This window comes from Streptomyces daghestanicus (genome assembly GCF_020521275.1).
GTDB lineage: Bacteria > Actinomycetota > Actinomycetes > Streptomycetales > Streptomycetaceae > Streptomyces > Streptomyces griseoviridis.
This window is the reverse complement of the sequence record NZ_BNDX01000002.1, coordinates 794184-816189: the sequence shown is the minus strand read 5'-3', so window position 1 is coordinate 816189 and position 22006 is coordinate 794184. Positions and strand designations below refer to the sequence as shown.

Below are 22006 nucleotides of genomic sequence, written 5' to 3'. Positions count from 1 at the left end.
GTCTCCGTTCGTCAGGTGGCGGGCGTGCTGCTGCGGTCCATGCGGTCCTTGACGTAGGCGGCGAGCAGATCGAGGTCGTCGATCAGCTTGATCGAGAGATCCTCGTCGGCGATCTCCACCCCGAATTCGCTCTCCACCCAGATCAGGAATTCGATCGTGTTGATCGAGTCGAGTCCCAGCGCCTGCACGAGTCCGTGGTCGGGGACGTCGGACGGCTCGATGGACAGTTCCAGGGAGTCCACCAGCACCTTGCGCAACCGGGCCTTTGTCTCTTCCACGGCGGAGCGTCCTTTCAGGGCAACGCGAACGGACGGGCGGTGGTGCGCGGGAAGGCGGCGGAAGGGGAGCGGCAGGAAAGCTCGCGCCGGCACCGCCGCCGGCGCCGGCTGCCGCCGACCGGACGCCGCCGGCCTGCGCGGAATCGCGAACGGGCGGCACGCGAAGGTGACCGGAGTAACGCCGGTTTTCCGGCGGGGCACCACGATAAGCGGATTTACATTCCGGTCCAGGTGTGCATTCTGGCCATTCCTCCGGCGCGGGTACGGCGGCGGGACGCACCGGCCCCGACGTGGTGTGCTGCGGTGTCCCGGCCGGGGCCCGGCCCGTGTGAGCGTGGCAGAAAAGCAACTGTGCGGACCGCGGCGGACGGGACCCCTCCGTCGCGGTGTTGACGCCGTTCAGCGGAGCTTGCAGGATTTGGACCGCCGGGCGACCCGGATCGCCCGCCACTGTCTGCCCGTTTCCGTCAGCGCAGCACCACCGGGTCGGTCCCGACCCGCGATCCTCCGTCAGCGCGACACCCCGAAAGCCCCGTCTCGGCGCCGTGAGCGACGGGCTCGCGGCCGGCCCACGGCCACGTACCCGTTGCCGGACCGGACGCCGGTCCAGGGAGTCGCCGCAGTATCGCGCGCCGCACACCGACCGAGACGACGAGAGGCACGCCCATGTCATCCGCCCCGGCCCAGCCCACTCTGACGTTCCCCGCGTGGCCGCAAGCCGGCGCCGAGGAGCGCGAGGGTCTGTTGCGCGCCCTGGACCAGGACGGCTGGTGGCGCAACGGCGGCGGCGAAGTGGACTCCTTCGAGCGGGAGTTCGCGGAGCTGCACGGGGCGCCGTACGCCGTCGCCACCACCAACGGCACACACGCTCTCGAACTGGCGCTGTCCGTCCTCGGCGTGGGCCCCGGCGACGAGGTCGTCGTGCCCGCCTTCACCTTCATAGCGTCCTCGCTCGCCGTCCAGCGGCTCGGCGCGGTGCCGGTGCCCGCCGACGTCCACCCCGACACCTACTGCCTCGACGTCGAGGCCACCGAGAGGCTCATCACCCCGCGCACCAAGGCCGTCATGCCGGTGCACATGGCGGGCCAGATCGCGGACCTCGACGCGCTCGCGGAACTCGCGGAGGCGACCGGTGTGGCCGTGCTCCAGGACGCGGCGCACGCGCACGCGGCCCGCTGGCACGGCCGCCGGGTCGGCGAGCTCGGCTCGATGGCGGCGTTCAGCTTCCAGAACGGCAAACTGATGACGGCCGGCGAGGGCGGCGCCCTGCTGCTGCCGGACGAGGAGAGCCACCGGCAGGCGTATCTGCGGCACGGCTGCGGGCGCCCGCCGGGCGACCGGGTCTACGCCCACCTCACCCAGGGCTCCAACTACCGTATGAACGAGTTCTCGGCGGCCGTCCTGCGGGCCCAGCTGGGTCGGCTGGAAGCCCAGATCGCCGTACGCGAGCAGCGCTCCCGCCAACTGGCGCAGGCGCTCGCGCGCATCCCGGGTGTGGTACCGCAGGGGCGGGACGACCGCTGTGACGTGAAGTCGCACTACATGGCCATGGTGCGGCTTTCCGGGACGTCTCCCGAGCGCCGCGCGGCCGTGGTGGACGCGCTGAACGCGCACGGCGTCCCCGCGTTCGTCGGGTTCCCCCCGGTCTACCGCACCACCGGCTACTGGCAGGGCCCGTACTCCGGTGACGCGGAGGAGCTGGGCAAGCGCTGCCCGGTGGCCGAGGAGATCGGCGGCGACTGCGTGTGGCTGCACCACCGGGTGCTGCTCGCCGACCCCGCCACCCTGGACCGGCTGGCCGAGGTGTTCGCCGACGTCGTGGCCCGCGCCTGAACCGCGGGGCCCGGTCCGGCACGGAGCTTCTGTCAGGTCTATCAGCGAACGGGGAGCAGATGACGGCTCAGCCTGAGTTCGGCACGGTGGTCTTCGACCTGGACGGGGTGCTCATCGACAGCTTCGCGGTCATGCGCAAGGCGTTCGCCCTCGCCTACCGGGAGGTCGTGGGCGAGGGGGAGCCGCCGTTCGAGGAGTACCGCACCCACCAAGGGCGCTACTTCCCGGACATCATGCGCCTGATGAACCTGCCCCCGCGGATGGAGCAGCCCTTCGTCGAGGCCAGCCACCGGCTCGTCGCCGAGGTCGAGGTGTACCCGGACGTACCGCTGCTGCTGAAACGGCTGCGGGAGTGCGACGTCCGCACCGCCATCGCGACCGGGAAGTCCGGGGCGCGGGCGCGCACCGTCCTGGAGGTGGTGGGCCTGCTCCCGCTGCTGGACACGGTGGTCGGCAGCGACGAGGTACCACGGCCCAAACCCGCCCCCGACATCGTGCGCGAGGCGCTGCACCGGCTCGGCGCCGGACCCGACGACGCCGTGATGGTGGGGGACGCCGTCATCGACATCCGGAGCGGCCGGGCCGCCGCGACCGCCACCGCGGCGGCGCTGTGGGGGGAGACCGCGCCGGGCCCCCTGCGCGCGGAGCGCCCCGACTTCGTCCTGGAACGCCCCACCGATCTGCTGGCGCTCGTCTCGGGGGGAGAAGCCCGATGAGCAGCGAAACCCGACGCCCGCGCTGGAGCGTCGTCGCCCCGCAGGGCACCAACCTCGAACTGGCCGGACTCGACGGCGCCGGCGCTTGGCGCACCCTGACCGACACCGCCGCGCTGGCCCGCACCTGCGGGTACGACACGCTGTGGCTGGAGGACCGCACGGACACCCTGCCGCGCCGGGAACTCCAGCCGGTGACCGAGTGCTGGACCGCGCTCGGTGCCCTCGCGGCGACCGTTCCCGACATCGGTCTGGGTCTGCTCAGCGCGATCCCGCCCCACCGCAACGCCCTGCTGCTCGCGAAGCAGGCGGCGGGGGTCGACATCATCTCCGGCGGTCGCTTCACCCTGGGACTGTCCACGTCCCCGAAGCTGCCGGAGCAGGCCGCCGCGGGCACCGCCCGCCCCGGAGCCGGGACCGGGCCGGCCGTCGCCGAGACGATCGGGGCGCTGCGGGCCCTGTGGTCCGGTGCCCGCACCACCGTCGACGGCGACACCGTCACGCTCACGGGCGCCCACGCGGTACCCGTCCCCGTGCAGCCTCAGCTGCCCATGGCGATCCGCGCGGACGCGGCCCACCCGGACGCCGCCGGCCTGCTGCCGGAGGCCGCGGTCCGCGAGTGCGCCGTCGTGCAGTGGCAGGGGGAGCCCGCGGACGTGGCCCGCGCGGTCGCCGGGTTCGGTCTGCGGCGGGAGAAACTCGGCCTGGAACCGGGCCGCACACGGCACGCGCTCCTCGCCGAGTGCCGGGTCTTCGAGGACCAGGTGAGCCGGGACCGATGGCTCTCCACCCCGCACGTGGTGGCGTTCTGGAGCCATCACCCCGATCTGCTGGCCCGGCGCAGCCTGTACGGCACGGTCGAGCAGGTGCTGGAACTCGCCTCGCGCTACGCCGCCGCCGGGGTGACCGAGTTCGTCCTGTGGTTCCGCGACTACCCGGGGACCGAGAGCCTGCGCCGGGTCGCCGAGGAGATCGCCCCGCGGCTGCCGGCGCTCCCCAGGTCCGCCTTCCCGGAGGAGGTGTAGACGTGCCGACGCCCACCGCGCCCGCCGGCTACCTGTCGGACGCCTGGCTGTCCCTGGCCGCCGGCCTCGTTCCCGCGCCCGACCCCGGCCGGCGCAGCACCGTCTCCTTCCGCCTGACGGTCACCGACCCGCCTCCCGGGGTCCACGCCACGGTCGACGTGCGCGTCGACCTGGAGGGCGGCCGGCTCTCCGTCACCCCTGCCACCGGCGAGCCCCCCGGGCTGCTGATCGCCCTGCCGTACACCGGCGCGTACACCCTGCTGCTCGGCGCCGCCCGGCCACGCGCCGAGCTGCTGGAAGGCGGCGACGCCACCATCACCGGCAATTTCAGCCTGCTGTTCTTCATCGACGCGGCGCTGCAACGTGACCGCAGCGGCCAGGTCGCCGCCCTGCGCGACGGGACAGCCGTACCGGCGGGGCACGTGCCGTGGGACGAGCCGGAGCCGGGGGGCGGGGGGACCGGCACCGCCGGGGCCGACCGCGAGGCACTCGCGCGGGCCGCCGACGCCCTGCCCGGCACCTTGCGGGAGCTGCGCCGCGAGGTGGGCGCCTCCACCCCGGGAGCGCAGTTCTACGCCTCCCAGGACGGCAAGGTCCTGGCCGAGGTCGGCCTCGGGCTGGCCCGGCCCGGCGTCGCCCTGACGGCGCGGTCCGCTCCCCTCTGGTACTGCTGCGCCAAGCCGCTGCTGTCGGTCGCGCTCGGCCGGCTGTGGGAGGCCGGGGAGTTCGATCCCTACCTGCCGGTCGCCCACTACCTGCCCGAGTTCGGTACCCGGGGCAAGTCCGCCATCACGACGATGGAACTGGTCTGCCACACCGGACCGGTCCCCACGGGCCTCGACCCGTTGCACGGGGTGGTGACCGGCCCCGACGCGGAGCGGCTGCGGCGCGCTCTCGACGTGCCGGTCCCGGTCCGGCCCTCCGGGGGCCCGCCGGGCATCAACTACAGCCAGTGGTGGGCCTGGTTCGTCCTGGCCCGGCTGCTGCCGGCCATCGACGGCCGGGACTACGTGACCTATGTCGAACAGGAGATCCTGCGTCCCTGCGGCATGGACCGTACGCGGGTGTGCCTGACGCCCGAGGACTACGCCGCGTACGGCGACCGGCTGCCGCTCATCCACGTGTCCAACCTGGGTGACGTGCCGCAGCCCACCTACTTCTGGTCGACACGCGGCGCCACCACCCGCTGCGTCCCCGGTGTGAACACGCGGGGCCCCCTCAGCGATCTCGGCCGGCTGTTCGAGATGCTGCTGGACGGGGGGTCCGCCCCCGGCGGACGCGTCCTGGCGCCGACGACGGTGGCCGCCCTCACCGCCCGCCACCGCACCGGGGTGAACGACCGGTACGGAAACGCCGACTGGGGCTTCGGTCTCCGCCTGGAATGCCGTTCGCTCGGACCCGAGTACACGAGTTTCTCGCGTCACGCCTCGCCCCGCGCGTTCGGTCACGACGGACTGTGGACCGCCGTCGCCTTCGCCGACCCGGAGTCCCGTCTCACCGTGGCCGTCCATCTGAACGGCAAGGTGGAGCACGAGCGGCACCGCGAGCGCATCCTCCGGATCGCCGACGCCGTCTACCAGGACCTCAAGCTGACCTGACGCACCGGGGATTCCCCCGGTCCGCTCACGATTGACCGCGCACCCGCCTGACCAGAAAGGCACCCGATGGCACAGCAGCCCGCCCCGCCCACCCTGCCCGTCCCCGACGAGGTCGGCCGGCTGTACGACCGCTATACCGACCTCGGCAGTGCGACGCTGGGCGAGAACCTGCACTTCGGGTACTGGGACAGCCCGGACAGTCCCGTCCCGCTGGACGAGGCGACCGACCGGCTGACCGATCTGATGGCGGACCGCCTGCACCTCGGCACCGGCTCCCGGGTGCTGGACCTGGGCTGCGGCACGGGCCGCCCCGCCCTGCGGATCGCCGGCCGCACCGGCGCGGACGTCACCGGCATCTCCATCAGCCACAAGCAGGTCGAACGGGCCACGGCGCTCGCCGCCGACCACGGCCTGACGGACCGGGTCCGCTTCGAACGGGCCGACGCGATGAACCTGCCGTTCGCCGACGGCTCCTTCGACGCGGTGATCGCCCTTGAGTCCATCATCCACATGCCCGACCGCGCTCAGGTCCTGCGCCAGGTGGCCCGGGTGCTCCGGCCGGGCGGACGGCTCGTGCTCACCGACTTCTTCGAACGCGCGCCGATCCCCGACTCGGGGCGGCCCGCTGTCGAGCGGTACCTGCGCGAATTCATGATGACCATGGTCCAGGCGGAGGACTATCCGCCCCTGCTGCGCCAGGCCGGACTGTGGTTCGAGGAGCTGACCGACATCAGCGAGCCCACCCTGCGCCGCACCTTCATCGAACTGTCCGCGCGCATCAGCGGCTCCGCGCGGCAACTGGCCGCCGACTACGGCGGCGAGCTGGTCGAGCAGTTCAACCCGGGTGACATGACGGACGTCAGGGAGTTCGGCCACCTCCTCGTCGTGGCCGTGCGGCCCGGCCTTTGAGGGTGGCGGGATATAGCCCTCGGCCCGCGAGCCGTCGGCACAATGGCCACCCATGTCACACATGACCTCCGAACCCGGTCCCGTCCAAACCGAGCGCCGTGGCGGCCGCACCGCGTGGATCGTGGTGTTCGCCGCGTGCGTGGGACAGTTCGTCGTCGTCCTCGACGTCTCGGTGATCAACGTCGCGTTGCCGTCCGTCCGCGCGGGGCTCGACATCGGCGAGGGAAGCCTCCAGTGGGTGGTCAACGCGTACGTCATCACCTTCGCCGGGTTCCTGTTACTGGGGGGCAGGGCCGCCGACCTGTTCGGACGCAAGGGCGTGTTCATCCTCGGACTCGGCATCTTCACGGCCGCCAGCCTGCTGGGCGGGCTGGCGACCTCGCCGGGGATGCTGATCGCGGCCCGCGCGGTGCAGGGCGTCGGCGCGGCCGTGCTGTCCCCCGCCACCCTGACGATCCTCACCACCACCTTCCCTGAGGGCACCGGACGCGTCCGTGCCATCGCCACCTGGACGGCCGTGGGCACCGGAGGCGGCGCGGCCGGCGGGGTCATCGGCGGCCTGCTCACCGACTACCTCTCCTGGCGCTGGGTCCTGCTCATCAACGTTCCGCTGGGGCTGATCGTCATCGTGGCGTCCGCGGTGTGGCTGACGGGGGGCAGGGCCGGGAAGGCCGGCCGGGGCCGGCTCGACGTTCCCGGAGCCGTCCTGGCCACGCTCGGCGCGGGCAGCCTGGCCTACGGCATCTCCCAGACGGAGTCGCACGGCTGGGGCTCGGCGCGCGCCCTCGGTTTCCTGCTCCTCGGCGTCGTCGCGCTGGGGGCGTTCCTCGCGGTGGAGCGCCGTGCGGCCGAACCGCTCACCCCGCTCGGGGTGTTCCGCGTGCGTTCGGTGTCCGTGGCCAACGCCATCACCGTGATCAGCGGCATGGCCTTCTACGCGATGTGGTACTTCCTGTCGCTGTACATGCAGAACGTGCTGAAGTACTCGGCCGTGGAGACCGGGCTCGCCCTGCTGCCGCACACCCTCGCGGTCATCCTCTCCGCCCAGCTGGCACCCCGGATCACGCGCTGGATCAGCGGACGCACGCTCCTCGCGCTCGCCGGTGCGCTGACGGCGGCGGGCTTCTTCTGGCAGGCCGCCCTGAAGGCGGACGGCACCTTCCTGGTCACCCTGCTCGGTCCGGGCATCGCGTTCTCGTTCGGCGCGGGGCTGATGATGACCATCCAGTCGGTCTTCGCCACGACGGGCGTGCCCGCGGAGCGGGCCGGGGTGGTCGCGGGTCTCGTCAACACCTCGCGCACCATGGGCGGCGCGCTCGGGTTGTCCGTCCTGTCGTCCCTCGCCGCCGGCCGTACCGATCGGGAGGGCACCGGCCTGGAGGCGCTGAGTTCGGGCTATGCGAGCGCGTTCTTCGGGTCGGGGGTGGCCGTCGTGGTGAGCATGGCCCTGATCGTGCTGCTGCCCAGGTCGCCGCGGAGTCCGGCGACCGCGTGACCGGTGTCCCTCACGGCGGGCATGCGGAAGCATGCGGGGCATGAGCGACGACCACGCACACGTCCAGGAGTTCTTCTCCGTCCGCGCCGCCGACTGGGACAGCCGCTTCCCCGATGACGGTCCCGCCTACACCGGGGCCGTCGCCGAACTGGGGCTGCGCCCCGGGGACCGGGTGCTCGACGCCGGGTGCGGAACCGGCCGCGCCCTGCCGCCGCTGCGCGCGGCCGTGGGTCCCTCGGGGGTGGTGATCGGGGCCGATCTGACCCCGGCCATGCTGAGGGCCGCCCGGCGGGCCGGGAGGGACCGGGACGGGCGACTGCTGCTGGCGGACGCCTGCCGACTGCCGTTGCGGTCCCGGTCCCTCGACGCGGTGTTCGCCGCCGGACTCATCGCCCATCTGCCCCGCCCCGAAGAGGGTCTCGCCGAGTTGGCGCGCGTGGTGCGGCCGGGCGGTGTGCTGGCGGTGTTCCATCCGATCGGCAGAGCCGCGCTCGCCGCCCGTCAGGGGCGACGGCTCGCTCCGGACGACCTGCGCGCGGAGCCCAATCTGCGCCCCCTGCTGGCCGCCGCGAGGTGGCGCATGACGTCGTACGCCGACGAGGACACCCGTTTCCTGGCCCTGGCCGTCCTCGACGGCTGAGCCGGTGGGACCGTACCGGTGGCCGTCGGTGCGCTGCCGGGAGCCGCCTCGCCCCGGGCGCTCGGTGAACGCGGCGGGCGGGAGAACGCCGGAGGAACCCGGTCGGGGAGGGCGAGCCGTGCCCGTGTACGCGGACGGCCCCGCCTCGGGCGGGAGCGGTCGGTCGTGACAAGCGGCTTCCGGCCCCACTGGGTCCGGTCGTCGAACTCCCGTCGTCCGCCGCCCGGAGGGCGGGCCGGGCGGCGTCAGGTGCGTGCTCTCGGCGTGCCGGCCCCGGCCCCCGGCCCTCGTACCGGATGTACTCGGGTCGGGGGCCGGTGCGGCGAGAGTGCGTGCGGGGCGCCGCCCGGCAGGCGGGAAGCCGGCGGCAGGGCCTAGGGTGTCCGCCGTTGGTCGAACCGATGGGGAGGCTGGGATGGCCGAGACGGACGAGGACGCCGTGACCGCCGAGGACGAGGCGCTGTGTGTCCTCACGGCGGTGCTGCTGACCCCCGCGCAGTTCCCGAGCGTGCTGGGCGACGACTACCCGGAGGCGTGCTCGGCTCTCGGTCTCCCTCCCGCGGCGGACGGTTACGGCCTGGTGCTCGGGCAGGACGGCTCCGGAGCCCGGTGGACGGTCGTGGTCGACGATGTGTCGCTGGTCGCGGTGGCCATAGCGTCCTGGGACTGCGGCATGGAGCACGACCTCTCGCCGGACGAGCGGACCGTCGTCACCGCGCTGCCCGGCTGGCCCCTCACGGTCGCCGTGGCAGCTCCGGGCCTTCCCGCGCCGCACGACCCCGGCCCGCAGGCCACCGACCGGCCCCCGCTGTCGCCGCCCGACACGACCGTCTGGGGACCGGCCCAGCGGCGCCTGGGAGCGGACGAGATCGCGCTGCGGTGGACGCGGTGGCGGGAGCAGATCGACGACTCGGAGTTCGCCACCGGCAGCGACGCGCACGAGGGCCGGCCGGTCGCTCCCGGCGAGGACGAACGTGACAGCCGGGCCGGCGCCGAGGGGGGTGACAGCTCCCCGCGCGAGGCACCGGCGCACGGACACGGCGGCATCCGGCGGGTGCTCGCGGAGGCCCGCGCCTATATCGGCACTCCGCCGCCGCTCGGCCGGGTCCGGTCGTCGTTCGCCGCCGGTGACGCCCGCACGCTGCGCGCCGACGGGCCGGGCTGGTCGCTCGTGGCGCGGACCGACGACATCGCCTTCGTCCTCCTCGACGAGGAGCCCGGCGAGGTCCTGCCGGTGGGCCGGGGGCCGGAGCTGCCGGGTCTGCTGAAGGCCCTCGACGCGATGGCGGTGCGCCCCGGCTGAGCCACCGCGCCGGGCCCCATCCGCACGTCAGGCGGTCAGCGGCCCAGCTCCTTGCGGCTGACCCGACGCAGCCGGCGCCGCTGCGAAGGGTCCAGCACGAGGTATGCGGCGGCGGGGACGCCCAGGACTATCAGGAGGGCGGCCCACCAGGGCAGCCAGATCCACAGGACGAGCCCGACCGCCACACCCCCCGCGGCGATCTTGGCGTTCTTCGACATGGTGTCGCCTCCTCCGCGGCCACTGCCGCTCTCTGTCGTGAAAACGGACGCGCGTCCGCCACGGTTCCTGCCGCGACCCTGAGACACCCCTGAGAGCGGACCCTGAGTCCCCCTGAGAGGACATCCCCGCATGCGCCTGGACGCGCGCCGGCCCGCCGGGGTGCCGTGGAGCCCGGTGGTGGCGGACGAGGCGCAGCACCTGAAGAACGGCCCTCGGCGGCGGCGAGGCGGCCTGCACCGAGCCGACGGGCGCCGAGCCGGCCGATCCGCGTCGGCCGGCTCCCGCCTCCGGTCCGGCAAGGCCGCGATACGGTCCTCGACCGCCCCCTCGGCCACCAGGCGGTGCACCTGCACCGGCCGGGTCCGGCCGGTGCAGGTGGGCGCGGGCGTCGGCCCGCGCCTCGACGGCCGGGTTCCACCAGCGGTCGTGGTGCACGACGTGCTCCGCGCGGGTGGCATCGCGCCCGGTGCCGGCCCGCCTTGAGCGACAGCGGGAGCACGGGCGCCGCCGCGCGGGCGGCGCCGCGGCGAAGGTCCGCTCCAGGTCACCGTCGTACCGGGGCATCACGCCTCACCCCGCGGTTCCCCCAGGGCCGGGGCTTCGCCGGCATCTGGTGGGCCATGCCCGGGTGCGGGCGCTGGAGAAGTCGGTGCTCAACGCCGGGCAGGTGCGCGCGGGCCGGCGGCTCGCCCGCGCGGGAGCGGTCGGCGCGGTGCCGGTACGCCCGGGGCGGGTCACGGCGTCGTCGGGGACCGGGAGGGTAGGGGGCACCGCGCCGACGTCCTCCTGGCGGTGCTGTCCGCGGAGCGGTGGAACCGGTTCTTCGGCATGGCGGTCGAGCGGGCGGGCCATGCCGCCGCGCTGCTCGACCAGGAGATGCCTCCGCGTCTGGCCGAGGACGCGGCCGCCGCCGGGGTCGGGCTCCTGCCCGGTACGGGTGATCCGGAGCCGGAGTGCGACTGCGGCGCCTGGGGACCGCTGCGGGCACAGTGTCGCGCTGTGCTGCCAGGTGGCGCGGCTGCTGGACGAGGACCCGTTCGTCCTCCCGCTGCTGCGGGGACGGGGTGGACGGGCCGTACGCGACTCCCTCCGGGCGCGGGCGGCGCCGGCCGCCGGGGACGACGCCGAGGGGGTGGACGCCGCAGCGGCGTACGCGGCCTCGGACACGGTGCCGCCGCTGCCGGAGCTTCCCGGTGTTCCCGGCGAGCCGGGCGTGGCGCCGTCCCTCGACACGGACACCGCCCCCGGCCCCGGGGTCGACCCGGCGGCGCTGGCGTTCCTGGCGTCAAGGGCCGCCTCGGAGGCCGGCGCCTGCTCGCCGACGCCCTGGCCGCCGGACGCGGGGAGCGGCGCCTGGAACGCGGGGTGTCCGTTACGCGGGATGCCGTACGCCTGGCGGCGGGAGACGCTCCGGAACCGGTGGGAGACCGTCCGGGACCTTCCGGGGAGCGACGTGAGCCGGCAAGAGGGGGCCCGGAACCGGCAAGGCCAGGTCGCTCAGGGCGGACGCCGGGCCCGGCACCGTGACGGCCCGCCTGGCGGACGGCGCGGGGCGGGATCGGCTCGGGTTAGCGACGGCCGTCCGCGCGTGGCGGCTCGGCGGGGCCGGCGCACTGGCCGTACGGGAGGAGGAGCGGGAGGTGTCCGGCCGGGCGCTCGCACGCGCGCGTACCGCCCTGGAGCCGGCTGGGACGAGGACGAGCGGCCGTCGCCGCGGGCGCGGGCCAACCGGTGGACGGCCGACGGGGAGCCGCTCCGGCTCCGCCTGGACGCGGACGGGAGACGGTGGCCGTACCGCGAGGAGGTCGGCCGGTGGATACCCGCCGGCGGGTCGCACGGGACCCGCCCACCGCGCTGGCGTCGGCCGCGCGGGCAGCCGGGGCCGACGACCGGCCGCGTCCGCGACGGGATCGCCGTCCGCGTTCTGTGCCGGCGACGTGCCCCCGCGTCCTCGTCGCCCTGATCGGGAGCGGTGGGTGAGCGCGGGGGCCTCCACCGCTTCGACGCGGCCGGCCACCGGTCCGCGTGCCGAGTCCGGATGACGGTCAGCCGGGAGCCGGGCCGCTCCCGCCGGGACGGCGCACGAGGGCACCGTCCCGGCACGCGCGCGTGCGCTCGATCACGAGCGGACGCCGAGGAGGTGGTCCATGGCGAGCTGGTCGAGGTGTTCGAAGGCCATCCCCCGGGCGGCGGCGGCCTCCGCGTCGAACGTCTCGTAAGCCGACCGGTCGGCCAGCAGCCCGGCCAGTCCGTCCTCGGCGGTCGGCCGGGCCAGCTGGTCCAGCCGCGAGGCCGCCAGCGCCTCACGCACCTCCGGGTCCGCACGGAACGCCGCCGCCCGCTCCTTGAGGATCAGGTAGTTGCGCATACAGCCCGCCGCCGACGCCCACACCCCGTCGATGTCCTCCGTGCGCGGCGGCTTGAAGTCGAAGTGCCGGCACCCGTCGTACCCGGCCGACTCCAGCAGATCCACCAGCCAGAACGCCGACCGCAGATCCCCCGCCCCGAACCGCAGGTCCTGGTCGTACTTGATCCCCGACTGACCGTTCAGATCCAGATGGAACAGCTTGCCCGCCCACAGCGCCTGCGCGATCCCGTGCGGGAAGTTCAGCCCCGCCATCTGCTCGTGCCCCACCTCCGGGTTCACCCCGAACAGCTCCGGACGCTCCAGCCGCTCGATGAACGCCAGCGCGTGCCCCACCGTCGGCAGCAGGATGTCCCCCCGCGGCTCGTTCGGCTTCGGCTCGATCGCGAACCTCAGCTCATACCCCTGCGAGGTCACGTACTCCGCCAGCAGATCGAAAGCCTCCTTCATCCGCTCCAGCGCGTCCCGCACGTCCTTCGCCCCACCGGACTCCGCACCCTCACGCCCGCCCCAGGCCACATACACCTCGGCACCCAGCTCCACCGCCAGATCGATGTTGCGGACCGTCTTGCGCAACGCGAACCTGCGCACGTCCCGGTCGTTCGCCGTGAACGCACCGTCCTTGAACACCGGATGCGTGAACAGGTTCGTCGTCGCCATCGGCACCTTCATGCCCGACGCGTCCAACGCCTGCCGGAACCTCTTCACCCGCGCCTCACGCTCCGACTCCGACGCCCCGAACGGAATCAGGTCATCGTCATGGAACGTCACCCCGTACGCGCCCAGCTCCGCCAGACGCCGCACCGACTCCACCGGATCAAGCTCCGGCCTCGTCGCGTCCCCGAACGGATCCCTGCCCTGCCATCCAACGGTCCACAGACCGAACGTGAACCTGTCCTCGGGAGTGGGCTGGTAGCTCATGCCACGGCTCCTTGCTCGCTTGCGACTATTTCGTCATGGCACTTTACAAATTAGTATGCGGACGCAGTCCTGGGAAGAGACCCGGTGTCTCCGTGTGTCCGAGGAGTGATGTCCGTGCCCTCGCGGCCCGGACACCCGCAGCACCCCAGGCCGGAATCGCGCAGAGCCGCGGAAAGAGGGAGTAGCCCGATGTCAGCAGCCGAGGGTCCGCTCGTCGTCGGCGTGGACACGTCCACCCAGTCCACCAAGGCACTGGTCGTGGACGTGGCCACCGGCCGGGTCGTGGCGAGCGGCCAGGCCCCGCACACCGTGTCGTCCGGAGCGGGCCGCGAGACCGACCCCCGTCAGTGGTGGGACGCCCTGCGCGAGGCCCTGCGCCAGTGCGGCGAGCCGGCCCGCGAGGCGGCCGCGGTGTCGGTCGGCGGGCAGCAGCACGGCCTGGTGACGCTCGACGCGCACGGCGAGCCGGTGCGCCCGGCCCTGCTCTGGAACGACGTGCGCTCGGCGCCACAGGCACGGCGCCTGATCGAGGAACTGGGCGGCCCCAAGGCGTGGGCGGAGCGCACGGGCAGCGTGCCCGGCACCTCGTTCACGGTCACCAAGTGGGCCTGGCTGGCCGAGCACGAACCGGACGCGGTCCGCGCCACCGAGGCCGTACGCCTCCCCCACGACTACCTCACCGAGCGTCTCACCGGTGAGGGGACCACCGACCGCGGTGACGCCTCCGGCACCGGCTGGTGGGCAGCCGGGACGGAGGCGTACGACGAGGAGACACTCGCGCGCGTGGGGCTCGATCCGGCGCTGCTCCCCCGGATCGTGCGCCCCGGCGAGGTCGCCGGCACGGTACGCGACGGCCAGGACCTGCCGTTCGCGCCGGGCACCCTGGTCGCCGCCGGCACCGGTGACAACGCCGCCGCCGCGCTGGGCCTGGGCATCCGCCCCGGGGTGCCGGTGATGAGCCTGGGGACTTCGGGGACGGTGTACGCCGTGTCCCGGCACCGCACCGCCGACCCGACCGGCACGGTGGCCGGTTTCGCCGACGCCCGCGGCGACTGGCTGCCGCTGGCGTGCACCCTGAACTGCACGCTCGCCGTCGACCGGATCGCCGCGCTGCTCGGCCTGGACCGGGAGGCCGTCGAGCCGGGCACCGGCGTCACGGTGCTGCCGTACCTGGACGGCGAGCGCACCCCGAACCTGCCGGGCGCCTCCGGGCTGCTGCACGGGCTGCGGCACGACACCACCGGTGGCCAGCTGCTCCAGGCCGCCTACGACGGCGCGGTCCACGCCCTGCTGGGCGCGCTGGACCTGGTCCTCGACGCGGACGCGGACCCGGCCGCCCCCCTGCTGCTGATCGGCGGCGGCGCCCGCGGGAACGCCTGGCAGCAGACCGTACGACGGTTGTCGGGGCGGCCGGTGCAGATCCCGGAGGCCCGGGAGCTGGTGGCGCTCGGCGCCGCGGCGCAGGCGGCCGCGCTGCTGACCGGGGAGGACGCGGCGGCGGTCGCGCGGCGCTGGAACACGGCGGCCGGGCCGGTGCTCGACGCCGTGGAACGGGACGAGGCGACACTGGCCAGGATCTCCGGAGTACTCTCCGACGCGGCCCCTCTGCTGGACCGGTAGGGCGCCCGCCGACCGGGCGCACCGACCGGGCCGTCCACCGGCACGCACGGTGGCGGCGGGCACGAGAACCGCACGGACAGGGACCGAGGAGGCATGACCGCACCGCCGCACAGGGCGCACCCGGCCGGTCCGGGGCGCCCGTCGCCGGACACCCAGCAAGGCATGCGCCGGCGCAATCTCGCCCGGGTGATGCACACGGTCCGCGCCGAGGGCCGGTTGTCCCGGGCCGCCGTCGCCTCCCGGATCGGGCTGACCCGTGCGGCGGTGTCGACCCTCGTGGACGAGCTCGTCCGCTGGGGCCTGCTGGAGGAGCTGGGACCCGAGCGGCCCGGACGGGTGGGGCGCCCGGGTTCGGCGCTGGCGGTCAGCTCGCGCGGTCCGGCCGGGATCGGCGCGGAGATCGGCGTCGACCATCTCGCGGTGTGCGCGGTGGACCTGCGGGGTCGGGTCCGGTCCCGGGCGGTGCGCCATGTCCGCGACCGGGCCCGCGCCGCCGGGCCGGTGCTCGAACAGCTCACCGCCCTGGTCCGTCAGGTCGTCGGCGAGGCCGAGACCGAGGGGCTGTGGCCGGCCGGGCTGGCCGTGGCGGTCCCGGGACTGGTGGCGCGGGACGCCCTGACCGTCGTACGGGCCCCCAACCTCGACTGGCACGACATCGACCTCGGCGGCCTGCTGGCCGTGGACATGCCCCTGACCGTGGGCAACGAGGCCAACTTCGGCGCCCTCGCCGAACTGTGGCTCGACGACCGCACACCCCGGGACTTCCTGCACGTCTCGGCCGAGATCGGGATCGGCGCGGCAGTGGTCGTGGACGGACGGCTGCTGCGCGGCACCCGCGGCTTCGCGGGTGAGCTGGGGCATGTTCCGGTCCGTCCCGACGGGCCCGCCTGCGCCTGCGGCGGGCGCGGCTGCCTGGAGCAGTACGCCGGCGAGGAGGCCGTCCTGCGCGCGTCCGGTCTGGAACCGGGCGAGAACCGCGTCGGCCTGCTCGCGGACCGCGCGGCACAGGGCGACGCGCGCGTACGCAGTGCCCTGACCGACGCCGGTACGGCGCTCGGCATCGCGCTGACCGGCGCGGTGAACCTGCTGGACCCCGAGAGCGTGGTGCTGGGCGGCGCCCTGGCCGAGCTGGCGCCGTGGCTGCTGCCCTCGCTCCGCGCCGAACTGGCCCGGCGGACCGCGGGCCCGGCCTGCCCGGTGACCGTGTCCGCGCTGGGGCCGCAGGGGCCGTTGCTGGGCGCCGCGCACTCCGTGGTCCGGGGCGTGCTGGACGATCCGGCGGTGGTGGCGGAGCGGACCTGACCACCGCCGCGCCCTCGGCCGGAGCGGCGGTCCCTCCCCAGACCGTCGCGGGCTCGCGCGGACATGCCGCCGGGGGCTCTCCTTCACGCACACGGTCCTGCACGGCCGGCGGGCCTCGGGACCGACCGCCGCCACCCTCTCGGACATGGACGCGGCCCCCCAGACCGTCGCGGGCTCGCGCGCGCCGCCAGGCTCACCTCCTCGCGCCCGGTCCTACGCGCGACCGGCGGGCCTTGGGCTCGGGACCGCACGCGGCCGACGGACCTCGCGCAGGAACGGCCTGCCCTCTATCCCGCCACACCGCCGGCCCTCACTCGATCGAGTGGCGGAGTTATCCACAATCGGCCAGTTTTCCACCGCGTACCGGCGCGCCCATGGCTCCGATCCGCTTTCGCCGTACCGTGATTCACGCGGAAGGCGACCGCCGCGAGGACGGCGGACACGGACGCCGGACCCACCGCCGTCCGGGGGCGGGACCGGGTCGTGACCGTGCTCCCACCGGTGCGCGCGCCACCCTGGGCACACTGCCCGGCCGCCCCTGTCGCACCGCCCGCGCACGGCCCTCCGACACCCCTCCGACGACCACCCCGAAGCACTGGAATCCGACGACCACCCCGAAGCACTGGAAGGTGACCGCTCATGGAACGAGTACGACCGCTCCCCGGCCGACGACGCCTCCTGGCCGCCGCCGCCCTTGCCACCGTTCCGTCCGCCCTGCTGTCCGGCGCCCCGGCCGCGGCGCGGTCACGGGCCGTGGACCACCCGACCGCCGAATGGCAGCCCGCCAGCGGATCGAACTACACCAAGTCCAGCCGGCCGACGGCCTACCCCGTCGACCACGTGGTCATCCACGTCACCCAGGAGACCTACGCCGACACCCTCGCCATCTTCCAGAACCCGCAGAAGAGGGTGTCCGCGCACTACGTGGTGCGCTCCTCCGACGGGCACCTCGCCCAGTGCGTCCGCGAGGCCGACATCGCCTGGCACGCGGGCAACTGGGACCACAACACCCGCAGCGTCGGGATCGAGCACGAGGGCTGGGTGGACAGACCGGCGTACTTCACCGACGCACTCTACGAGAGTTCGGCGGCACTGACCGCGGCGATCTGCGCCAGATACGGCATCCCCAAGGACCGCGCGCACATCATCGGGCATCACGAGGTGCCGGGCAGCGACCACACGGACCCCGGCCCCCTGTGGGACTGGTCCCGCTACATCCGACTGGTCAATTTCATGTGACAGCGGCCGGAGCGACGACGGAACGAGGTCCGGCTCCGTTCCTCCCCGCACAGAGCCTTGTCAGGAACATGGTCAACTCTTACAGTCCCCCACATAGCGATGGGAGCGCTCCCACCCGTCTGACTCCCCCGTCCCAGAGAGGTCCACCCGCATGCGCCCCTCTCCCCACCGACTCTCCGCCACGCGCGCCCTGTTCAGCGTCTTGCTCATGGCGCTCTCCCTCGTCGCCGTCCTCATGACGGCCGCGACGGCCGCGCCGAGCGCCGCGACGACGGGCACCGCGGCCGCGGCGAGAGCCGCTGACACCACGATCTGTGAGCAGTACGGTTCGACCACGATCCAGAACCGGTACGTCGTCCAGAACAACCGCTGGGGCAGCAGTGCCGAGCAGTGCGTCACCGCGACCGACTCCGGTTTCGTGCTCAGCAGGGCGGACGGTTCCGTGCCGACCAACGGCGCTCCGAAGTCGTACCCGTCCGTCTTCAACGGCTGCCACTACACCAACTGTTCGCCGGGCACCTCCCTCCCCGCCCGGGTCGACGCCATATCGAGCGCGCCCAGCAGCATCTCCTACGGTTTTGTCGACAACGCCGTGTACAACGCCTCGTACGACATCTGGCTGGACCCGGCGCCCCGGACCGACGGCGTGAACCGGACCGAGATCATGATCTGGTTCAACCGGGTCGGTCCGATCCAGCCGATCGGTTCCCGGACCGGCACGGCCACGGTGGCCGGGCGCAGCTGGGAGGTGTGGTCGGGCAGCAACGGCTCCAACGACGTGCTGTCCTTCGTCGCCCCCGCGGCCATCGGCAGCTGGAGCTTCGACGTCATGGACTTCGTCCGGCAGACCGTCTCCCGCGGTCTCGCCGGGAACGACTGGTACCTGACGAGCGTCCAGGCCGGCTTCGAGCCGTGGCAGAACGGGGCGGGGCTGACGGTGAGGTCCTTCTCCTCGGACGTCGTCCTGGGCGGCGGGGGGCCGACCGATCCCGGCACCCCGGCCGGCGCCTGCGCGGTGTCCTACGCCACGCAGGTCTGGCCCGGCGGGTTCACCGCCGACGTCACCGTCCGCAACACCGGGTCCGCCCCCGTGGACGACTGGCGGCTGGGCTTCACCCTGCCCTCGGGGCAGCAGATCAGCCACGCCTGGAACGCGACGGTGACTCCGGCCTCGGGCGCCGTGACGGTCCGGGCGCCGGAGCACAGCCCACGCCTCGCGGCGGGCGGCAGCCAGACGTTCGGCTTCCAGGGCACCTACAGCGGCACGTTCGCCGAGCCGGCGGCCTTCACCCTGAACGGCGTTCCGTGCACCGCCACCTGAGGGTGCCGGACCGGATGCGCGCCGCCGCCCGGCCGGCCGGATCGCTCCGGCGGGCCGGCTCACCCTCCGAACCCACTCGACCGACCGATCACACATCAACCGGAGATCCCATGGCTCGACGCAGCAGACTCCTCACCCTCGCGGCGGTCCTGGCCACCCTGCTCGGTGCGCTCGGGCTGGCCGTCCTCGGACAGGGCAAGGCGGAGGCGCACGGGGTGGCGATGACCCCCGGATCACGCACCTACCTCTGCCAGCTGGACGCCATCACCGGCACCGGCGCCCTGGCCCCGACCAACCCCGCCTGCCAGAACGCTCTGAACGAGAGCGGAGCGACGGCGCTGTACAACTGGTTCGCCGTGCTGGACTCCAACGCGGGCGGCCGGGGCGCCGGTTACGTGCCCGACGGCACGCTGTGCAGCGCCGGCGACCGGTCCCCGTACGACTTCTCCGCCTACAACGCCGCCCGGTCCGACTGGCCGAAGACCCACCTGACGTCCGGCGCGACGATGAAGGTGCAGTACAGCAACTGGGCCGCGCATCCGGGCGACTTCCGGGTCTATCTGACCAAGCCCGGCTGGTCACCCACCTCCGAGCTGGGCTGGGACGACCTCCAGTTGATACAGACGGTCACCAACCCGCCGCAGCAGGGCTCGGCGGGGAGCAACGGCGGCCACTACTACTGGGACCTGGCGCTGCCCTCGGGCCGCTCCGGGGACGCGGTGCTCTTCATCCAGTGGGTGCGGTCGGACAGCCAGGAGAACTTCTTCTCCTGCTCCGACATCGTCTTCGACGGCGGCAAGGGCGAGGTCACCGGCATCCGCGGCTCCGGCGGCACGCCGGAGCCGACCCCCACGCCGACACCCACCGATCCGCCGCACACCGGCTCCTGCATGGCCGTGTACACCGTGCAGAACAGCTGGAACGGGGGCTTCCAGGGCTCCGTCGAGGTGATGAACCACGGCACGGAGCCCCGTAACGGCTGGGCGGTGCGGTGGACACCCGGGGTCGGGACCCGGATCAGCAGTGTGTGGAACGGGGTGCTGTCCACCGGGTCCGACGGCGCGGTCACGGTACGCAACGCGGATCACAACCGGGTGATAGCCGCGGACGCCAGTGTCTCCTTCGGGTTCACGGCGACCTCCACCGGCAACGACTACCCGGTCGGAACGATCGGCTGCGTGACCCCGTAGGCACCGTCCGCACCCGGACGATCTGCTGTCCTCGATGATCGGCCGCGCTCGGTGACCCGCGTCCCGCCTGGTGAGCCGTGCGCACGAGGGCGGAGCGCCGCGCGTGACCGCGCGGCGCTTCCCGCCCGGCGGGCGCGGCCGGGTCCCCACCCCGGCACACTCGCCCCACGTGGTACCGGGCGTGACACCGGGTCAGTTACCTCACGCGCCGGTTACAAATCGCTCAACCCCTGGTTGCCGGGCGGTGATGGAGCGACGATAGGGACATGACTCTGGCCCAGCGTGCCCTGGAGCGACTGCAGGACTGGCCCGACCTCACGGCGGGGCCGGCCAGTTGCGGTACCGGACAGGCGCTCCGCTCCGTGCACGACGAGATCATCCACTTCCACTCGGACCGGGACGTGGACCTGAACCTGACCCGACGGGCCGTCCAGCGCTTCCACTACGACCTCGGCGGCTCCAGCGCGATCCACCTCGTGCCGGGTTCCCGCTGGGTGACGGTGCATCTGGACTGCGAGACCGACATCGACCTGCTGATGAGCCTGGTGAGCATCGCGCTCAAGGCCCACCAGACGTGGCCCGCCGCCGAGCCGCCGTCCGGCTGCAACTTCCACCGGGTCACGGTGCTCCACCGCGACAGCGTCCTCGGCGGCTGAGGGCCACCCGCGGCGGCCCGCGGGCGTCCGTGGGAGTGCCTTTCCGTCCCCTTTTCCGCGTCGCGGCCCGGCAGTCGCCTCCGGGACGGCGGCCGTCTGGTGCACTACCTCCCTGAGCGTGCGGCTGACGAGACATCAAGGGGCGTTCGTGACACCTCATGCGGCATTCCGTCGGACACTGGCCTTGCTCGCGGCGTTCGGCGCACTGGCCGGCACGGCGCTGGCGGGTGCGGCACCGGCCGTCGCCGCGCCGGCCGCCGCCGAGATCGCGCCGGGGGTGACGTACGAGGAGTTCGACCTCCCGGCCGCCGGCGGGACCACCCACGCCCACCTCCTCGGCGTGGACCTGGACGCCCCCGGGGTCCGGCTCGGGCTGCTGTACCCGGGGGCGGTGGCGGCGCGGGCCACGGTGTCGCGGATGGCCGCCGCCCAGGGCGCCGTCGCGGGCGTCAACGGCGACTTCTTCAACATCACCGAGAGCCAGCACCCGGGTGTCGAGGCGACCGGCGCGAGCGTGGGACCGGCGATCGCGGAGGGCCGGGCGCTGAAGGCGGCGGTGCCGGACGGCCAGCGCTTCGGACCGGCCATGCCCTCCGGCGTCACCACCGAGGCCGTCTTCGGCGTCGGCGACGACCGGCGGGCCCGGCTGGACCGGCTCTCCCTCGACGGGGAGGTCCGCACACCGGAGGGGACGCTGCCGCTGCGCGGCTTCAACCAGTACGCGCTGCCGGTGGACTCGGTCGGCGCGTTCACCGCCGAGTGGGGCGGCGCCTCCCGGGTGCGGGCGACCTGCGGCACGGACACCGACCGGGCGGCCGCGTGCAGCCCGGACACCTACGAGGTGACGGTCCGCGGCGGCCGGGTGGTCTCCGCCTCCGGCGCCCCCGGCGACGGCCCGGTCGCGGCGGACACGACGGTGCTGGTGGGCCGTGAGGAAGGGGCCCGGCAGCTGCGGAAGCTCGCCAGCGGAGACGCCGTGACCGTCACCCACCGGCTGGTGGCCGCCGTGTCGCAGGAGCCGTACGGGTTCGCCGTCGGCGGTTATCCGGTGCTCTCGGGCGGGCGGGCGCTGCCGGGCCTGGACGGCCGTACGTCGGCCGTGCGGACCGCGGTGGGCATCGCGGACGGCGGACGCCGGGTGCTGCTGCTCGCGCTGGACGGCTCGGCCGCGTACCGATCGGGGCTGACCGTCGCGGAGGTGGCCCAGGCGTTGCTCGCCCGCGGGGCTACGGAGGGGTTCAGCCTGGACGGCGGCGGGTCGACGACGCTGGTCGCCCGCGCGCCGGGCGCGGCCGGCGTCTCGGTGCGCAACCACCCCAGTGGCGGGGCCGAGCGCGCCGTCCCGAACGGGATCGGGGTCTTCTCGGCCGGCTGACGGC

18 protein-coding genes and 2 pseudogenes are annotated in these 22006 nt (G+C 74.0%); 16 read left to right on the top strand and 4 right to left on the bottom strand.

Translation table 11 applies throughout. From position 1 onward, the window contains the following. Window positions 1-11: 11 nt before the first annotated feature. Window positions 12-278, bottom strand: coding sequence for a phosphopantetheine-binding protein (locus Sdagh_RS03945; RefSeq protein WP_190012100.1), 267 nt, complete (start codon window positions 276-278; stop codon window positions 12-14). Window positions 279-944: 666 nt separating this feature from the next. Between Sdagh_RS03945 and Sdagh_RS03940 the strand changes: the two genes are divergently transcribed. From Sdagh_RS03940 to Sdagh_RS03905, 8 genes are all read left to right on the top strand, one after another. Further along, the gene (locus Sdagh_RS03940) at window positions 945-2111 is read left to right on the top strand and encodes an aminotransferase class I/II-fold pyridoxal phosphate-dependent enzyme (RefSeq protein WP_189422505.1); all 1167 of its coding nucleotides are present in this window, start codon (window positions 945-947) and stop codon (window positions 2109-2111) included. A 59-nt stretch (window positions 2112-2170) separates the two neighbouring features. Further along, entirely contained in the window at window positions 2171-2827 is a 657-nt protein-coding gene (locus Sdagh_RS03935) for an HAD-IA family hydrolase (protein ID WP_189422503.1), read from the top strand. Next, a complete protein-coding gene (locus Sdagh_RS03930; RefSeq protein WP_190078384.1) occupies window positions 2824-3849 on the top strand; it encodes an LLM class flavin-dependent oxidoreductase in 1026 nt (341 codons plus the stop codon). Before Sdagh_RS03935 ends, Sdagh_RS03930 begins: the two co-directional genes overlap by 4 nt. A gap of 2 nt (window positions 3850-3851) precedes the next feature. Continuing rightward, window positions 3852-5447: a serine hydrolase domain-containing protein gene (locus Sdagh_RS03925; protein ID WP_190078385.1), complete on the top strand. Its 1596-nt coding sequence runs from the start codon at window positions 3852-3854 to the stop codon at window positions 5445-5447. 66 nt (window positions 5448-5513) lie between these two features. Next, window positions 5514-6356: an SAM-dependent methyltransferase gene (locus Sdagh_RS03920; RefSeq protein ID WP_189422497.1), complete on the top strand. Its 843-nt coding sequence runs from the start codon at window positions 5514-5516 to the stop codon at window positions 6354-6356. Between the two features lie 52 nt (window positions 6357-6408). After that, window positions 6409-7851, top strand: coding sequence for an MFS transporter (locus Sdagh_RS03915; protein ID WP_190078386.1), 1443 nt, complete (start codon window positions 6409-6411; stop codon window positions 7849-7851). A 40-nt stretch (window positions 7852-7891) separates the two neighbouring features. After that, on the top strand, window positions 7892-8491 hold the full coding sequence (locus Sdagh_RS03910) for a class I SAM-dependent methyltransferase (protein ID WP_190078387.1): 600 nt from the start codon (window positions 7892-7894) through the stop codon (window positions 8489-8491). 415 nt (window positions 8492-8906) lie between these two features. After that, window positions 8907-9794: a hypothetical protein gene (locus Sdagh_RS03905; protein WP_190078388.1), complete on the top strand. Its 888-nt coding sequence runs from the start codon at window positions 8907-8909 to the stop codon at window positions 9792-9794. Window positions 9795-9829: 35 nt separating this feature from the next. Here the strand turns inward: Sdagh_RS03905 and Sdagh_RS03900 are convergent, their stop codons facing one another. Beyond that, window positions 9830-10012: a tail-anchor membrane protein gene (locus tag Sdagh_RS03900; protein ID WP_190078389.1), complete on the bottom strand. Its 183-nt coding sequence runs from the start codon at window positions 10010-10012 to the stop codon at window positions 9830-9832. Window positions 10013-10279: 267 nt separating this feature from the next. Then, window positions 10280-10515 (bottom strand): annotated as a pseudogene (locus Sdagh_RS03895) (hypothetical protein); the annotation flags it as partial. A 106-nt stretch (window positions 10516-10621) separates the two neighbouring features. Here Sdagh_RS03895 and Sdagh_RS36635 point away from each other — a divergent pair. Continuing rightward, a pseudogene (locus tag Sdagh_RS36635) lies at window positions 10622-11993 on the top strand (SWIM zinc finger family protein). A gap of 139 nt (window positions 11994-12132) precedes the next feature. Here the strand turns inward: Sdagh_RS36635 and xylA are convergent. After that, window positions 12133-13299, bottom strand: a complete 1167-nt coding sequence (gene xylA, locus Sdagh_RS03880; RefSeq protein WP_226534507.1) for a xylose isomerase — start codon at window positions 13297-13299, stop codon at window positions 12133-12135. Window positions 13300-13488: 189 nt separating this feature from the next. On the opposite strand from xylA, the gene xylB reads away from it, so the two are divergent. The 7 genes from xylB (at window position 13489) to Sdagh_RS03845 (ending at window position 22002) form a co-directional block, all read left to right on the top strand. Continuing rightward, window positions 13489-14919 carry a xylulokinase gene (gene xylB / locus Sdagh_RS03875; RefSeq protein WP_190077890.1) on the top strand — a complete coding sequence of 477 codons (1431 nt, stop codon included), beginning with the start codon at window positions 13489-13491 and terminating at the stop codon, window positions 14917-14919. A 93-nt stretch (window positions 14920-15012) separates the two neighbouring features. Further along, window positions 15013-16221, top strand: coding sequence for an ROK family transcriptional regulator (locus Sdagh_RS03870; RefSeq protein ID WP_189421567.1), 1209 nt, complete (start codon window positions 15013-15015; stop codon window positions 16219-16221). A gap of 639 nt (window positions 16222-16860) precedes the next feature. Further along, on the top strand, window positions 16861-17460 hold the full coding sequence (locus tag Sdagh_RS03865; RefSeq protein ID WP_190011033.1) for an N-acetylmuramoyl-L-alanine amidase: 600 nt from the start codon (window positions 16861-16863) through the stop codon (window positions 17458-17460). A gap of 151 nt (window positions 17461-17611) precedes the next feature. Next, the gene (locus Sdagh_RS03860) at window positions 17612-18781 is read left to right on the top strand and encodes a glycoside hydrolase family 12 protein (RefSeq protein WP_190077889.1); all 1170 of its coding nucleotides are present in this window, start codon (window positions 17612-17614) and stop codon (window positions 18779-18781) included. Window positions 18782-18891: 110 nt separating this feature from the next. Beyond that, window positions 18892-19971, top strand: coding sequence for a lytic polysaccharide monooxygenase (locus Sdagh_RS03855; protein WP_190011031.1), 1080 nt, complete (start codon window positions 18892-18894; stop codon window positions 19969-19971). A 266-nt stretch (window positions 19972-20237) separates the two neighbouring features. Continuing rightward, the gene (locus Sdagh_RS03850) at window positions 20238-20627 is read left to right on the top strand and encodes a luciferase domain-containing protein (protein WP_189421563.1); all 390 of its coding nucleotides are present in this window, start codon (window positions 20238-20240) and stop codon (window positions 20625-20627) included. A gap of 184 nt (window positions 20628-20811) precedes the next feature. After that, a complete protein-coding gene (locus tag Sdagh_RS03845) occupies window positions 20812-22002 on the top strand; it encodes a phosphodiester glycosidase family protein (protein ID WP_370594866.1) in 1191 nt (396 codons plus the stop codon). Window positions 22003-22006 lie beyond the last annotated feature (4 nt).

Excerpts from the sequence above, each read along its gene's own strand:
- Sdagh_RS03940 (WP_189422505.1), top strand. The coding sequence starts at position 945 with ATGTCATCCGCCCCGGCCCAGCCCACTCTGACGTTCCCCGCGTGGCCG.
- Sdagh_RS03935 (WP_189422503.1), top strand. The coding sequence starts at position 2,171 with ATGACGGCTCAGCCTGAGTTCGGCACGGTGGTCTTCGACCTGGACGGG.
- Sdagh_RS03930 (WP_190078384.1), top strand. The coding sequence starts at position 2,824 with ATGAGCAGCGAAACCCGACGCCCGCGCTGGAGCGTCGTCGCCCCGCAG.
- Sdagh_RS03920 (WP_189422497.1), top strand. The coding sequence starts at position 5,514 with ATGGCACAGCAGCCCGCCCCGCCCACCCTGCCCGTCCCCGACGAGGTC.
- Sdagh_RS03915 (WP_190078386.1), top strand. The coding sequence starts at position 6,409 with ATGTCACACATGACCTCCGAACCCGGTCCCGTCCAAACCGAGCGCCGT.
- Sdagh_RS03910 (WP_190078387.1), top strand. The coding sequence starts at position 7,892 with ATGAGCGACGACCACGCACACGTCCAGGAGTTCTTCTCCGTCCGCGCC.
- Sdagh_RS03905 (WP_190078388.1), top strand. The coding sequence starts at position 8,907 with ATGGCCGAGACGGACGAGGACGCCGTGACCGCCGAGGACGAGGCGCTG.
- Sdagh_RS03900 (WP_190078389.1), bottom strand. The coding sequence starts at position 10,012 with ATGTCGAAGAACGCCAAGATCGCCGCGGGGGGTGTGGCGGTCGGGCTC.
- xylA (WP_226534507.1), bottom strand. The coding sequence starts at position 13,299 with ATGAGCTACCAGCCCACTCCCGAGGACAGGTTCACGTTCGGTCTGTGG.
- xylB (WP_190077890.1), top strand. The coding sequence starts at position 13,489 with ATGTCAGCAGCCGAGGGTCCGCTCGTCGTCGGCGTGGACACGTCCACC.
- Sdagh_RS03870 (WP_189421567.1), top strand. The coding sequence starts at position 15,013 with ATGACCGCACCGCCGCACAGGGCGCACCCGGCCGGTCCGGGGCGCCCG.
- Sdagh_RS03865 (WP_190011033.1), top strand. The coding sequence starts at position 16,861 with ATGGAACGAGTACGACCGCTCCCCGGCCGACGACGCCTCCTGGCCGCC.
- Sdagh_RS03860 (WP_190077889.1), top strand. The coding sequence starts at position 17,612 with ATGCGCCCCTCTCCCCACCGACTCTCCGCCACGCGCGCCCTGTTCAGC.
- Sdagh_RS03855 (WP_190011031.1), top strand. The coding sequence starts at position 18,892 with ATGGCTCGACGCAGCAGACTCCTCACCCTCGCGGCGGTCCTGGCCACC.
- Sdagh_RS03850 (WP_189421563.1), top strand. The coding sequence starts at position 20,238 with ATGACTCTGGCCCAGCGTGCCCTGGAGCGACTGCAGGACTGGCCCGAC.